This is a genomic window from Demequina sp. NBRC 110054, from assembly GCF_002090115.1.
Taxonomy (GTDB): Bacteria; Actinomycetota; Actinomycetes; order Actinomycetales; family Demequinaceae; genus Demequina.
Map to the genome: position 1 here is coordinate 973,108 of NZ_BBRK01000004.1, position 14,949 is coordinate 988,056.

The window sequence follows — 14,949 nt, forward strand, 5'->3', positions numbered from 1 at the left end:
CGGTCCCTCGCGCGCTCTCCTCGCACATGCACTGCGCACGGATTCCCGCGCGCCACGCGAGCGTGTCGTGGTCCGCGTCGGCGTGTCGCCGGGGTGTCGAATTCAGATCCGTGCGGAGTGCAGGGGGTGAGGGGACGATGCGTCAGTCGACGTCCCCGTCCACGTACAGCCATCGCCCGCCCTCCCGGACGAACCGGCTGGTCTCCCGCATCGTCCCCGTGGAGACGACGCCCGTGCTGTGGTGCGCCACGAAGGTCACGGTGCCCTCGTCGTCGTCCGCGCCGCCGCGCGTTGTCCCGACCACGTGGAGGCCGCGCCACTCGGTCGCCTCGACGTCGAGCGTCGACGGCACGGTGGTCGGGTGCCAGGTGCGATGCAGGTAGCCGGCGTCGCGCCGCACGTACGCGGTGTACCGGGAGCGCATGAGGGCCTCGGCCGTGGGCGGCTCGAGCTCGCCGCGCACGAAAGGCCGGCAGCAGTCGGCGAACGACGCTCCGGACCCGCACGGACAAGCGACCATGGTCAGCCCTCGATCCTCGCGGCGACGGTCGCGCAGAAGGCGTCGACGTCCTTGGCCGTCGTGTCCCACGCGCACATGAGGCGCACCTCGACCATCTCCTCGCTGCGGCCTGGCTTCCAGTCGTAGAAGCGGTAGTCCTCGCGAACCTGGGCGGCGAGCGCGCGGGGCATCTCGACGAACACCGCGTTGGCCTGCGTGGCCTGGGTGAACCTCAGCCCCGGAAGCGCGAGCGCCTCGAGACCGTCGCGCACGCGCATCGCCATCGCGTTGGCGTGACGCGCGTTGCGCAGCCACAGCGGGTCGCCGGCCTCGTCGGTCGAGGTGAGCAGCGCGGTGAGCTGCGCCGACACATAGCGCATCTTGGAGCCGAGCTGCATCGTCTGCTTGCGGATGTAGGGCACGTCGTGGCCGAGGCTGTCGGCGAGCTCGGGGTTCAGCACCACGACGGCCTCGCCGAGCATCGCGCCGTTCTTGGTGCCGCCGAAGGACAGCACGTCCGCACCGCCGCAGGCCTCCTTGAGGCTCACGCCGAGCGCCGCGGCCGCGTTCGCGATGCGGGCGCCGTCGACGTGCACCTTCATGCCGCGGGAGTGGGCCGCGTCGACGAGCGCGGTGATCTCCTCGACCGAGTACACCGTGCCGACCTCGGTGCTCTGCGTGAGTGACAGCACGAGCGGCTGGGCGCGGTGCTCGTCGCCGAGGTCGCCCGCGTAGCGGTCGAGCTGCGCGGGGATGAGCCGCCCGTCGGGCGCCGGCAGCTCGAGGACCTTGAGCCCGCCGACCTTCTCGGGGGCGCCGCCCTCGTCGTTGTGGATGTGCGCGTGCTCGGACGCGACCACGCCGCCGCCCCAGCGGGGGCTCAGGGCCAGGAGGGAGGTGACGTTCGCGCCGGTGCCGTTGAACACGGGGAAGCCGACCGCGCGCGCTCCGAAGGCCTCCACGATCGCCTCGTCGAACGCCGCTGTGGCCGCATCGGCCCCGTACGCGGGCTCGTGGCCGCCGTCGGCGCCGAGCATGGCCGCGGCCACCTCGGGATGGACCGAGGCGTAGTTGTCGGACGCGAAGTGGATCGCGGTGTCGGTCGTCATGCAGTCAGGTCCCTTACCCATTCGGTGCGCTCGGTGCGGAAGCCCGCCTTGCGCAGATACTCGCGGTCGGTCATCTCATGCGGCGTGAGCCGCACCTGCCGGAATCCCGCGTCGGGCAGCGCCCTCGAGTCACGGTAGACGAAGCGGCCGGGGGTGAAGTCGCGGAAGCGGGGCTTGACCCAGTCGAGCTCGACCTCGCCGACGCCGTTGCCAGCCTCGCGGACGGCCACCACGCCCACGGCCTCGTCCCCCCGGACGACGAGGAAGGTGTGGCGGCGATCCTCGGCGGCGGGCTCGGGCGTGAAGTCGGGCGCGAAGTGTGCGATGTCGGTGCTGTGGGTCCTCAGCAGGTGGAGGACGAACGGGCTGTCCGAGGGCGTGGGAAGCACCTGGTAGACATCCGGGTCGTTGGCCTCGCGGTACAGCCGGTTGAGCCAGTAGGCGTTGATGATGACGATCGCCACGTTCATCGCGACGTAGGGCCAGATGCCGTAGATGAGGTTGTATGCGGTGGCGACCAGCGAGCCCACCAGGTTCATCCAGCGGAACACGAGCATGCGCGCCTGCATGAGCGACACCACGATGAGGATCGAGCCGATCCAGCCGAAGACCTCGTAGAACACGTCCATGCGTCAAGCGTAGGAGGACTTCGCGCGTCCTGGAATTGCACCAGGGTCGAAAAGGGGCGGCATCGCGGCCGTCATGCGATCCCAGGGTGCCTTGGGAGGCGGCGTACCCTCGCTCCATGACCGAGTCAGTGCGCGCCGACGTCTGGGTGTGGGCGGTGCGGCTCGCGAAGACGCGCACGCAGGCCACCGATGCGTGCAAGGCGGGCCATATCCGGGTCAGGGGCGAGCGCGCCAAGCCCGCGACGCCGGTCCGCGTGGGCGACCAGGTGATCGTCAAGGGAGGCGACCGCGACCGCATCGTCCTGGTGACGAAGCTGCTCCTCAAGCGCGTCGGCGCGGAGCCCGCGCGCGCCGCCTACGAGGACCACAGCCCTCCGCCTCCCAAGCGTGAGCATGCCGCGGCGTTCGCCGTGCGCGACCGCGGCGCGGGCAAGCCCACCAAGCGCGAGCGGCGGCAGCTCGATCGCCTCAGAGGCCGACGCTAGGACCAACGTCCCAATTCTCGACAGTTGTGTGTTACCTGGGGCAACGCTCACATCGTGCGGGCCCCAGACGATGAGGGCGGCGAGATCGTCATCGAGTCCCCCTTGCTCACTGGAGAACCATGGACAACCCAGAAACCCCTCGCCGAGGCCCGCGCTTCGGGCTCGCCGCGCAGATCTTCACGGCCGTGGGCTCGGTCGTGGCCGTGCTCGCGATCGTCGGCACCGTGTCGGTGCTCACGCAGCGCGCCACCACGCAGAGCAACTTCGAGCTGCTCGACTCGCAGGCGCGCATGAACGACTCCGTCATGGCGCTCGACGACGCGCTGTGGGACGCGCGCTCGACCGAGTATCAGCTCGGTGGCGCGTCGGCCCACAAGGTCGACCTGCTCGTCGCCGAGCTGCTCGCCGCGCAGGCGACCTTCGAGGAGGAGCTTGCGCTCTTCGCCGCGGACTACGAGGCGACGTTCGGCGAGCCCGTCTACGGCCTCGACTTCATCGAGACGATGTGGGAGGACTACAAGTACGCCGTCGAGACCAAGTGGGTCCCCGCCGAGGGCGAGGAGCCGACCTCCGACTCGACCGTCATCGGCTACGACGTCACGATGACCTCGCTCATCAACGAGCTCGACTGGGCCGTCGGCAACAACATCGCGACTGAGGCGTCGGCCGCCGAGGCCGCGGCGGGAACGACGCAGCTGATCATCACGGTGCTGCTCGTCGCGGGTGTGCTGGTGGGCGTCGGCGTCGGCCTGTGGTCCGTGCGCCGGATCACTCGAGGCGTCCATGCAGTCAAGCTGTCGCTCGACGCGATGGGCGACGGCGACCTCACGGTCGAGGCCGACGTGAAGACCAACGACGAGATGGGCGAGATGGCTGCGTCCCTCGCGAAGGCACAGACTGCGCTGCGCGAGACCATGGCGGAGGTGATCGCCTCCGCGCAGACCGTCGCCGCAGCGGCGGAGGAGCTGTCGGCCTCGAATGCTGAGGTCGCTGCGGGCTCGCAGGAGACGTCGACTCAGGCCGGAGTGGTCGCGAGCGCGGCCGACGAGGTCAATCGATCCGTGCAGGCGGTGGCCTCCGGCGCCGAGCAGATGGGCGCATCGATCAAGGAGATCTCGCACAACGCCAACGAGGCGGCCCGCGTGGCCGCGAACGCCACCTCTGTCGCGGAGTCCGCGAATGACCAGGTCGGCAAGCTGGGTGCCTCCTCGCAGGAGATCGGCGACGTCATCAAGGTCATCACCGGCATCGCCGAGCAGACCAACCTGCTTGCGCTCAACGCGACGATCGAGGCCGCGCGTGCCGGCGAGGCCGGCAAGGGCTTCGCGGTGGTCGCGTCCGAGGTCAAGGACCTGGCCCAGGAGACCGCCAAGGCGACCGAGGAGGTCGCGCGTCGCGTGGCCGCCATCCAGGACGACACCGGCGGCGCTGTCGAGGCGATCGGCGAGATCGCCGAGATCGTCAAGCAGATCAACGACTTCCAGATGACGATCGCGTCGGCCGTCGAGGAGCAGACCGCGACCACCAGCGAGATGTCGCGCGGCGTGGCAGAGGCTGCCGCGGGCAGCTCGGACATCGCGGGCAACATCTCGTCGGTCGCGCAGGCCTCGGCCGATGCCTCCCAGGTGCTCGATCAGATCGGCGCGAGCGTGAACGAGCTCGCCGAGCTGTCGGCGAACCTGCGGGCGAAGGTCGACTACTTCACCTACTGAGCGGGCGCGCGCCCGTCGCGTCCGGAAAGCCCGGTGGGCGGCGGCACAAGCCCACGGCGGCGAGGGCCCCGGAGCGATGGCTCCGGGGCCTTCCTGCATTCTCGGGGCTGGACGGGAGCGCGCGTCGGGAGCTCGGCCGTCCCCGCAGGCGCTCGCGAGGAGCGATCGCTCCGCTTGTGTGAGTTCTAGTCTCCACTAGCGCCCGAGTGGTTCTGGATTCATGAATCTCTGCCCGGTTCTCACATCGGCGACGACCGTTCCGATAGGGACCGCGTAGGAACTTATCCGCGCACAACCGAACCCGGTCGGGGGAACCATGTCATTCACCTCAGTCTCGAAGGGCGGCCGCCTGAACAAGCGGTTCCCTCTGTCTGCTCAGATCGCTGTGGCGTTCGGCACCGTCGTGCTGCTGCTCGTCGCCGTCGCCTCGCTGTCCTTCCTCCAGCTCACCTCGCAGGGTGAGAAGGACGTCGACATCATGACGAAGATCTACATGTCGGACGCCAAGATCGCAGAGACCAAGGACTCTCTGATCGCGATCCGCATGCAGGGTCTGCGGATGCTCACGCTCGATGAGAGCGAGCTGCCGGCCGAGTGGGAGGCCCAGACGGAGAACTTCGACGCTTTCATGGCGAACATCGAGGAGCTCTCGGCGCTCTACCTCGAGTACTTCGGCGAGGAGCTTGTGTACGCCGAGGAGGATGTCGCGGCGTACGAGAGCTACGTCGCCGGGCTCACCGCGATCTACGACACCGGCTCGACCGCAGAGCAGCTGAGCGTGGCCGAGCTGACCGCGTACGCCAACCAGGTCGTGGAGTCCATGGACAAGCTCACCGAGCAGGTGGCAGCGCAGGTCGAGGCCGAGGTCGAGCACTCGTCCGCGGAGACGCAGAGCGTGAAGATCCTGCTCGCCTCGATCGCCGGCATCGCCGTGGTGCTTGCGGTCGGTCTGGGGCTGTGGATCTCGCGTCGCATCACCAAGGGCGTCTCGAAGGTGCAGCACTCTCTCGAGGCGATGGGTGAGGGCGACCTCACGGTCGAGGCCGACGTGAAGACCAAGGATGAGATCGGTGACATGGCGTCGTCGCTCGGCAAGGCGCAGTCGGCGTTGCGGGAGACGATGGCGGAGGTCATCTCGTCCGCGCAGACTGTCGCGGCTGCGGCGGAGGAGCTGTCGGCGGCGAACGCTCAGGTGGCTGCGGGCTCGCAGGAGACCTCGACCCAGGCTGGTGTGGTGGCGAACGCTGCCGATGAGGTCAACCGCAATGTGCAGACCGTCGCTTCCGGTGCGGAGCAGATGGGTGCGTCGATCAAGGAGATCAGCCACAACGCCAACGAGGCGGCGCGCGTGGCGGCCAACGCCACGACCGTGGCGGAGTCCGCGAACGATCAGGTCGGCAAGCTGGGTGCCTCCTCGCAGGAGATCGGCAATGTCATCAAGGTGATCACCACGATCGCGGAGCAGACGAACCTGCTGGCGCTGAACGCGACGATCGAGGCTGCGCGTGCCGGCGAGGCCGGTAAGGGCTTCGCGGTCGTGGCGGGCGAGGTCAAGGACCTGGCGCAGGAGACGGCCAAGGCGACCGAGGAGGTGGCGCGTCGCGTGGCTGCCATCCAGGAGGACACCGGTGGTGCTGTCGAGGCGATCAACGAGATCTCGGAGATCGTCAAGCAGATCAACGACTTCCAGATGACGATCGCGTCGGCGGTCGAGGAGCAGACCGCGACCACGGGCGAGATGAGCCGCGGTGTGGCTGAGGCCGCGACCGGCAGCGCCGATATCGCGGGCAACATCTCCTCGGTCGCGCAGGCCTCCGCGGATGCCGCCCAGGTGCTGGACCAGATCGGCGCGAGCGTGAACGAGCTGGCGGAACTGTCCGCCAACCTGCGCTCGCGCGTGGAGTACTTCACCTACTGATCCCTGACCCATAGGCGGGGCGCCGCGCGCGAGGCGACCGCCGCATCGTCCCTGAACGCGACGAGGGCCCCGGAGCGTATCGCTCCGGGGCCCTCGTGCGTGAGGCGGTGGCGGGCCGGTGGCTCAGCCGTTCTGGTCGATGGGCTTCGCGCCCCAGATGCGGTCCAGGTAGTCCTTGATGGAGCGGTCCGAGCTGAAGAAGCCGCTGTGTGCGACGTTGAGGATCGCCGAGCGGCTCCAGCCCTCGTAGTCCGCGTAGGCCTCCTCGACCCGCGCCTGCGCGTCGATGTATGAGCGGAAGTCGGCGAGCGCCATGAACCGGTCGCGCTCCGTGAGCGACGAGAAGATCGAGGCGACAGCGCCGCCCTTCTCACCGTCCGTGAAGTGGCCCGACGCGATGAGGTTCAGCGCCGCCTTGAGCTCCGGGTCGGACTCGTAGTACTCGCCGGGGTTGTAGCCCTTGGCCTGCAGGGCCGATGCCTCGGGCTCGGTCATGCCGAACAGGAAGAAGTTCTCGTCCCCCACCAGCTGACGAATCTCGACATTCGCGCCGTCGTCGGTGCCGATCGTGAGCGCGCCGTTGAGAGCGAACTTCATGTTGCCCGTGCCCGACGCCTCCTTGCCCGCGAGCGAGATCTGCTCGGAGAGGTCCGCGGCCGGGATCAGCGTCTCCGCGAGCGTGACGTTGTAGTTCGGGGGGAACACGACCTTGAGGCGTCCCTCGAGCGACGGATCGTTGTTGATCGTCCTGCCGACGGCGTTGATGAGCTCGATGGTCTCCTTGGCGCGCACGTATCCGGGCGCCGCCTTCGCGCCGAACATGAAGGTGCGCGGAGTGACCGACTCGAGCGGCGTGCGCCCCGACTTGATGCCCTCGTACAGCGACACGATGTGAAGCAGCTTGAGGCTCTGGCGCTTGTACTCGTGAAGGCGCTTGACCATCGCGTCGACCATCGCGTCGCCCGCGATCTCGATGCCGTCGCGCTCCTTGAGGACCTGGGCCAGACGATGCTTGTTCGCGCCCTTGATCTCGCGGAACCGACGCCGGAACTCGGGGTCGTTCGCGAGCCCGTCTAGCTGGCGCAGCTGCTCCAGGTCCGTCACCCACGAGCCGCCGATCGCCTCGGTGATGAGGTCCGAGAGCCCGGGGTTGGCGAGCTTCACGAACCTACGCGGGGTGACGCCGTTGGTGACGTTCGTGAACTTCTCCGGCCACATCTGCGCGAAGTCGTTGAGCAGCTTGTCGCGCAGCAGCTGCGAGTGCAGCTCGGCGACGCCGTTGACCTTGAAGCCCGCGACCGTCGCGAGGTGCGCCATGCGGACCGCACGCTCGGGCTGCTCGGCGATGATCGACATGCGGCGCACGCGCAGCTCGTCGTCGGGGAAGGTCTCGCGGACCTCCTCGAGGAACTGCTCGTTGATCCGGTAGATGATCTCGAGGTGGCGCGGCAGGAGCCTGCCGAGCAGGTCCACCGACCACACCTCGAGCGCCTCGGGAAGGAGCGTGTGGCACGTGTACGCGAAGACCTTCTGCGTGACCGCCCAGGCATCGTCCCAGGCCCAGCCGCGCTCGTCGACGAGCAGCCGCATGAGCTCCGGCACCGCGATCACGGGGTGCGTGTCGTTGAGCTGCCACGTGATGCGGTGAGGCAGGTTCACGAGGTCGTAGTCCGGCGGGAGCACGTGCTCGATGAAGTCGCGCAGCGAGGCGGCGACGAAGAAGTACTGCTGCTGGAGGCGGAGCTCCTTGCCCTGCGGCGTCGAGTCCTCGGGGTACAGGACCTTGGAGATGTTCTCCGCGAAGGTGCGCGCGCGCACGGCCTCGGCGTAGTCGCCCGCGTTGAACTCGCCCAGGTCGAACTCGTTCTTGGCGCGCGAGCTCCACAGGCGCAGCGTGTTCACGCGGCCGTTGCGGTAGCCGGGGACCATGTAGTTGAACGGCACCGCGGTGACGGACCAGGCGGGGACCCACACGCGTGCGCCGTCGGGGCCGTCGGGGGAGGGCTCGGTCTGGCCGCCGAACGACACGTCGACCGAGTACTCGGGGTGAGGCAGCTCCCACGGCGAGCCGAGGCGCAGCCAGTGGTCGGGCTGCTCCTTCTGCTTGCCGTCCACGAACGTCTGCTTGAAGATGCCGTACTCGTAGCGGATGCCGTAGCCGATCGACGGCACGTTCATGGTCGCGAGCGAGTCGATGAAGCACGCCGCGAGGCGGCCGAGGCCGCCGTTGCCGAGGCCGGGCTCCACCTCGACGTCGCGGAGCTCGTCGATGTCGATGCCGAGGTTCGCGAGCGACACGCGGGCGATGTCCTCGAGGTCGGAGGCGAGCAGCGCGTTCTCGAGCTGCGGGCCGAGCAGGAACTCGGCGGACAGGTAGGCGACGACCTTCGCCTGGTCGCGGTACTGGTTGCGCAGGGTCTCGAGCCATCGGGTGGTCAGGTAATGGCGGACCGCGCGGGACAGCGCCCAGTACTTGTCATTGGGGCTTGCTCGGTCGAGGTCGACGCCTCGTCCGTAGTTGAGCTCTCGCAGGTAGGACCTGGTGAAGCTCTCGACAGTGTGCTCAGGGACCGCGATCGGCGGCGTGTTCTCGCTCACACTGCGCAAATCTACGCGTACTGCCGCCCACTGTCAGCCAGTGCCTCCGGGGATCCTCCGGCGCGCATCCTGTTGGAGCGAGGGCCTTTGCGACACAATGGGCGGGTGACCTCGTTCGTTGATCGCCATATCGGTCCCGCAGACGATGCTGTCGAGACGATGCTCGACACCGTCGGCTACACGTCTCTCGAGACCCTCGTGGAGGCGGCCGTGCCCGAGTCGATCCGACTCGACGACGTCCTCCAGCTGCCTGAGGCGCGCTCCGAGGACGTCGTCCTCGAGGCGCTGCGTCGTCTCGCGACGATGAACCGGACCGCGGTCCAGATGATCGGCCAGGGCTATCACGACACGATCACCCCCAAGGTGATCCAGCGTGGCATCCTCGAGAATCCGGCCTGGTACACGGCCTACACGCCGTATCAGGCGGAGATCTCCCAGGGTCGCCTTGAGGCGATGCTGAACTTCCAGACGATGATCGCGGACCTCACGGCCCTGCCGATCGCGGGCGCGTCGCTCCTCGACGAGGCCACCGCGGTGTCCGAGGCCGTCCTGCTGATGCGCCGCGCCGTCAAGGGCAAGGCGGGCGGCGTCGTCGTCCTTGACTCCGAGACCCTGCCCCAGACCATCGCCGTCGTGAAGGCCCAATGCGAGGCCATCGGCCTTCCGCTGCGCGTCGAGGAGCTCCACGAGGACTGGGAGGTGCCCGACGATCTCGTGGGCCTGGTCATCCAGCAGCCCGGTGCCTCCGGAATCCTGCGCGACCTCGCGCACGTGATCGACCGCGTCCACGAGGCCGGCGGCCTCGTCACGATCGCCGCCGACCTGCTGTCGCTCGCGATGGTCAAGGCGCCGGGCGAGGTCGGCGCGGACATCGCCGTCGGCTCGGCCCAGCGCTTCGGGGTGCCGCTGTACTTCGGCGGACCGCACGCGGCCTTCATCTCGGTCCGCTATGGGCTCGAGCGCCAGCTGCCCGGTCGCCTGGTCGGGGTGTCGGTGGACGCGGATGGCGACCCGGCCTACCGCCTCACGCTCCAGACCCGCGAGCAGCACATCCGACGTGACAAGGCGACCTCCAACATCTGCACCGCGCAGGCACTGCTGGCCGTCGTCGCGAGCATGTACGCGGTCTACCACGGCCCCGAGGGCCTGCGCGAGATCGCGATGAAGGTCCACTCGACCGCCGTGGCCGCCGCCGACGCGCTCAACGCCGCCGGCATCCACATCCGCCACGAGCACTTCTTCGACACGATCCTGTGCGAGGTCCCGGGGGGCGCCGACTCGGTCGTCGCCCGCGCGGCCGTCGACGGCATCAACCTGCGTCGCGTGGACGCCGACACCGTGGCCGTCGCGTGCGACGAGGTCACCCGCCTCGACATCCTCGACACGGTCGTCGAGGCGTTCACCGCGACCAAGCGCCACCCGATCTACACCCCGCCGCGCGTCGCGATCCCGCGCGAGCTGCGCCGGACGAGCGACTACCTCACGCACCCGATCTTCAACACCCACCGCTCGGAGACCTCGCTGATGCGCTACATGCGTCGGTTGGGGGACCGGGACCTGGGCCTCGACCGGACGATGATCCCCCTGGGCTCGTGCACGATGAAGCTCAACTCGGCGGTCGAGATGGCGGCGATCAGCTGGCCGGGCTTCGCGACGATCCACCCGTTCGCGCCCGCGGAGCAGACCCGCGGCTACCGCGAGATGATCGGCCAGCTCGAGGACTGGCTCGCCGAGATCACGGGGTACTCGGCCGTCTCGGTCCAGCCGAACGCGGGCTCGCGCGGCGAGTACGCAGGCCTGCTCGCGATCCGCGCCTACCACCGCTCGCGCGGCGACGAGCAGCGCGACGTGTGCCTCATCCCCGCCTCCGCGCACGGCACCAACGCTGCCTCCGCGGTCCTGGCCGGCATGCGCGTCGTGGTCGTCGGCACCGCGGCGGACGGCGAGATCGACCTCGGGGACCTCAAGGCGAAGCTCGCCACCCACGGGGACACGGTCAGCTGCATCATGCTCACCTATCCGTCCACGCACGGCGTCTATGAGGCGCACGTGGGCGAGGTGTGCGCCGCGGTGCACGATGCGGGCGGCCAGGTCTACATCGACGGCGCCAACCTCAACGCGCTCGTCGGCCTCGCGAAGCCTGGCCACTTCGGCGGCGACGTCTCGCACCTCAACCTGCACAAGACCTTCTGCATCCCGCACGGCGGGGGCGGCCCCGGAGTCGGCCCCGTGGCCGTGGCCGAGCACCTCGTGCCCTTCCTCCCCGAGCTCCAGCAGACCGTGCGCCGACCCGCGGAGCTGCTCCGCAAGGGCGCCCCCGTCTCCGCGGCCCCGTTCGGCTCGGCGGGCATCCTCCCGATCTCGTGGGCGTACATCGCCCTCATGGGCGGGCCGGGACTGCGCCGCGCGACCGAGGTCGCGGTGCTCGCCGCGAACTATGTCGCGACGCGCCTCGACGAGGACTACCCCGTGCTCTACAAGGGCCCCAACGGGCTCGTCGCGCACGAGTGCATCCTGGACGTCCGCCCGATCACCAAGGAGACCGGCGTCACCGCGGAGGACATCGCCAAGCGCCTGATCGACTTCGGCATCCACGCGCCGACCATGTCGTTCCCCGTGCCGGGCACCCTCATGGTCGAGCCGACCGAGTCGGAGGACCTGGGAGAGATCGACCGCTTCATCGAGGCGATGAAGATCATCCGCGAGGAGATCCGCGCGATCGCACGCGGCGAGATCGCCGTCGAGGACTCCGCGCTGCGGAACGCTCCCCACACCTCGGCCTCCGTCGTCGCCGACGAGTGGGACCGCGCGTACTCGCGCGAGCAGGCGGCCTTCCCGGTGCCCGCCCTGCGCGTCGACAAGTACTGGCCGCCCGTGCGGCGCATCGACAACGTGCACGGCGACCGCAACCTGGTCTGCGCGTGCCCGCCGCTCGAGCTCTTCGACGACGCCGACGAGTAGCCCGCGGCTCTTCGGCGGTGTGTCACAGGAGCCCGGTCCGAGTCCGCGCGACTAGTGTCGGGAGCCTGAGCGGCGCCGAGCCGGCATCGTTCGGTCGCGGAAGGACAACCCATGGATGAGGGCGTGCTCTACATCGCCATCGTGGGCGCCCTCGCGGCCGCGTACGCGCTGGGCTACCTCGTGCTGGGCGTGTCCCTGGGCCGCGTGTTCCGTCAGCTCGGCGGCCCCGTCGCCCCCGCGTGGATCCCCGTGCGTCGGTGGGTCGAGGTCGCGCGGGTCGCCGACGCCTCGACCGTCCCCGTCGCGATCGTCCGCAGCCTCGAGGCCCTCGGCCTTCTCGCTGCGGTGGGCGCGGCCGGTGCGCTCGCGTCCGGGCTCGAGCTGCCGCGATCGGCCACGGTGATCCCGCTCGCGGTCGCGCTGCTCGCCTGTGCAGTCGGATGGATCCTGTGGATCGGGCATGCCGGGTGGCTCGGCGTGCGACTGCAGGCGCCCCGGGGCCTCGTCGCGCTCGCGGCTTTCGTCCCTCCGCTGTGGGGATTCTTCGCCGCCGCAGCGTCCAGGCGCGAGGCTGCTGCCGCAGCGGCCGTCTCCGCGAGGGCCGGCGCCCCCGCGCGGGGGACGGATCGGTCGGACGCGCACGCACCGGAGCCGAGTCAGCCCGAGGTCCGCGACGAGCCGTCATCGACATGGGACGACGCGACCAGCGCGACGGCCGAGCCCTCCAGTCAGGCCGAGGCGGAGGCCCATGAGCCCACCGCTGCCGTGACCGCAGCGCCGCAGGCGCCTCCCACGCAACCGAATCCGAGAGTGCCCGAGCCGGTTCGTGTGCCCGAAATCCTCAACCCCGGCGTGGAATCCGCCGATGAGGAGGACACCGACGCGCAGTCGGCGGACGTCGTTGCGGCGGGAGGGCCCTCCCCCGAGCCTCCCTCGCAGCCGTCTCCCGCTCCGCGCGCCGCCGTGCCGTTCGAGCCAGACCCTGGTGAGGGCCAGGAGGAGACACCCGTGAACAACCCGTTCGATCCGAGCCGTCGCTCCATGTGGGCGCCCACAGGCTCGGGCTCGCAGGGACCCTCGAGCGTGCCGCCTGCCCAGCCGCCGGTGCAGCCGCCCGCTCAGCCCCCGCTCGCCCCCGCGGCGCACGCGCCCGAGCCGCAGCCTCCTGTCGTGGCGCCGACGCAGCCCGTGTCCCCGTACGCGACGTCACCCGACACGTTCTCCGAGCCGCTTCCCACGGCGGCCATGCCGACGCTGTCGGACCGACCGACCCGACTCCCCGACTTCTCGGAGAAGCCGCAGGGCGCCGCGCCACCGCCCGCATGGCAGAGCGCGCTCGACGCCGGGGCGCTCCAGGCGCTCCTCGGTGGCGACGGCGCGGAGGACGGCGCGCCGCTCGATCCGACCGGCGACGACGACTACGACGAGACCCGCGTCAGCCCGCGCCGGCGCGAGGCCTGGGAGCTCGTGTCGAGCGACGGCATCTCCTACAGGCTGTCGAGTGCAGTGTCCGTGGTGGGTCGCATCGGCGGCTCCCCCATGGGTGACGGCTCGGCCCGCCTCGACGTCGCCGACTCGACCCGCACGATGTCGAAGACCCACGCGCGCCTCGTCTGGATCGATGGGGTGTGGATGGTCGAGGACCTCGAGTCGACGAACGGCACGCTGCTCGTCGACTCGCACGGCCGCGAGACCGTCGTGCCGCCGGGCGCGCCGACGCCGCTCATCGGCAAGGTGCTCTTCGGAGACTTCGAGATGACGCTGCGCCGCGTCGGCGAGTAACCCGGGCCTCGCCCTTCCGCACGCAAGCCGCGTCGTCCTCATGGGCGGGAATGCGTCGCGCGACTACGCTGGTCCGGTGACCACCGAGATCCTTCGCTCCCCCCTGCACGACGAGCACGTCGCCCTCGGCGCGACGCTCGTGGACTTCGCGGGCTGGGAGATGCCCGTCCGCTACACCGGCGACATCGCGGAGCACACCGCGGTCCGCACCGCGGCCGGCCTGTTCGACCTGAGCCACATGGGGGAGATCTCCGTGCGCGGAGCAGAGGCCGAGGCCTTCCTGGACGATGCGCTCGTCGGCCGGATGAGCGCGATGAGGCTCTGGGGCGCGAAGTACACGATGCTGTGCGCCGCCGACGGCGGCGTGATCGACGACCTCATCGTCTACCGTCGCGACTGGGACCACTTCGTGATCGTCGCGAACGCGTCGAACAAGGACGTGGTGGCCGGGGAGCTCACGGACCGGGCCGAGGGCTTCGACGCGGAGGTCGAGGACATCTCGGCGCAGGTCGCGCTCATCGCGGTCCAGGGCCCCCGCGCCCAGGCGATCGTCTCCCGCATGACCGCCAGGGGCGCCGACGACATCGAGGCGATGAAGTACTACTCGGCGGCCAACGTCATGCTCGCCGGCGGCATCCACGCGTTCGCCGCGCGCACCGGCTACACGGGCGAGGACGGCTTCGAGCTGTTCGTCGGCGCCGACGAGGCGGCCGCGGTGTGGCAGCTCGCGCTCGCCGAGGGAGCGGCGGACGGCCTCATCCCATGTGGGCTGTCGTCGCGCGACACCCTGCGGCTTGAGGCGGGCATGCCGCTGTACGGCAACGAGCTGAGCCGCGACCGCACCCCCTTCGAGGCGGGCCTGGGCCGCGTGATCGTGTTCGGCACCGAGAAGAACCCCCGAGGCGACTTCGTCGGCCGCGCCGCGCTCGAGGCAGTGCGCGAGACCTGGGCCACGGCCGAGACCGACCCGGCCGTCGCATCGTCCCTGTCCACCCTCGTGGGCCTGGTCGGGGACGGACGACGCGCCGCTCGCGCGGGCTACGCGGTCGTGGACGAGGCCGGGGAGCCGGTGGGCGCGATCACCTCCGGCGCCCCGTCGCCGACGCTCGGCAAGCCCATCGCGATGGCCTACGTGCCGCTCGCACTCGCGACCCCGGGCACCGAGGTCGCGATCGATGTGCGTGGTCGGCGCGAGACGATGACCGTGACCGCGCTACCGTTCTACAAGAGGGGCGCCTGACGCGCCCCGACCCTTC

10 protein-coding genes are annotated in these 14,949 nt (G+C 70.0%); 6 read left to right on the forward strand and 4 right to left on the reverse strand.

The features are described from left to right. Window positions 1–142: 142 nt before the first annotated feature. The 3 genes from B7K23_RS04495 to B7K23_RS04505 are packed head-to-tail and all read right to left on the reverse strand — an operon-like array spanning window position 143 to window position 2,237. Window positions 143–520: a YchJ family metal-binding protein gene (locus B7K23_RS04495; protein WP_084125188.1), complete on the reverse strand. Its 378-nt coding sequence runs from the start codon at window positions 518–520 to the stop codon at window positions 143–145. Between the two features lie 2 nt (window positions 521–522). After that, window positions 523–1,608: a low specificity L-threonine aldolase gene (locus B7K23_RS04500; protein WP_084125189.1), complete on the reverse strand. Its 1,086-nt coding sequence runs from the start codon at window positions 1,606–1,608 to the stop codon at window positions 523–525. Beyond that, window positions 1,605–2,237: a YgjV family protein gene (locus B7K23_RS04505; protein WP_084125190.1), complete on the reverse strand. Its 633-nt coding sequence runs from the start codon at window positions 2,235–2,237 to the stop codon at window positions 1,605–1,607. Before B7K23_RS04505 ends, B7K23_RS04500 begins: the two co-directional genes overlap by 4 nt. Window positions 2,238–2,353: 116 nt before the next feature. On the opposite strand from B7K23_RS04505, the gene B7K23_RS04510 reads away from it, so the two are divergent. From B7K23_RS04510 to B7K23_RS04520, 3 genes are all read left to right on the forward strand, one after another. After that, complete coding sequence (locus B7K23_RS04510; RefSeq protein ID WP_084125191.1) at window positions 2,354–2,722, forward strand: RNA-binding S4 domain-containing protein; 369 nt, start codon at window positions 2,354–2,356, stop codon at window positions 2,720–2,722. A 119-nt stretch (window positions 2,723–2,841) separates the two neighbouring features. Then, a complete protein-coding gene (locus B7K23_RS04515; RefSeq protein ID WP_084125192.1) occupies window positions 2,842–4,434 on the forward strand; it encodes a methyl-accepting chemotaxis protein in 1,593 nt (530 codons plus the stop codon). 316 nt (window positions 4,435–4,750) lie between these two features. After that, on the forward strand, window positions 4,751–6,352 hold the full coding sequence (locus B7K23_RS04520) for a methyl-accepting chemotaxis protein (protein WP_234996420.1): 1,602 nt from the start codon (window positions 4,751–4,753) through the stop codon (window positions 6,350–6,352). Between the two features lie 123 nt (window positions 6,353–6,475). Here B7K23_RS04520 and B7K23_RS04525 read toward each other — a convergent pair whose 3' ends face one another. After that, a complete protein-coding gene (locus B7K23_RS04525; protein ID WP_084125193.1) occupies window positions 6,476–8,950 on the reverse strand; it encodes a glycogen/starch/alpha-glucan phosphorylase in 2,475 nt (824 codons plus the stop codon). Window positions 8,951–9,055: 105 nt separating this feature from the next. Here B7K23_RS04525 and gcvP point away from each other — a divergent pair, with 105 nt between their 5' ends. The 3 genes from gcvP (at window position 9,056) to gcvT (ending at window position 14,933) form a co-directional block, all read left to right on the forward strand. After that, window positions 9,056–11,911 carry an aminomethyl-transferring glycine dehydrogenase gene (gcvP, locus tag B7K23_RS04530; RefSeq protein WP_255376289.1) on the forward strand — a complete coding sequence of 952 codons (2,856 nt, stop codon included), beginning with the start codon at window positions 9,056–9,058 and terminating at the stop codon, window positions 11,909–11,911. Window positions 11,912–12,022: 111 nt separating this feature from the next. After that, window positions 12,023–13,693 (forward strand): FHA domain-containing protein, encoded by a 1,671-nt coding sequence (locus B7K23_RS04535; protein WP_084125194.1) that lies wholly within the window; start codon window positions 12,023–12,025, stop codon window positions 13,691–13,693. A 40-nt stretch (window positions 13,694–13,733) separates the two neighbouring features. After that, window positions 13,734–14,933: a glycine cleavage system aminomethyltransferase GcvT gene (gene gcvT, locus B7K23_RS04540; RefSeq protein ID WP_084125195.1), complete on the forward strand. Its 1,200-nt coding sequence runs from the start codon at window positions 13,734–13,736 to the stop codon at window positions 14,931–14,933. Window positions 14,934–14,949 lie beyond the last annotated feature (16 nt).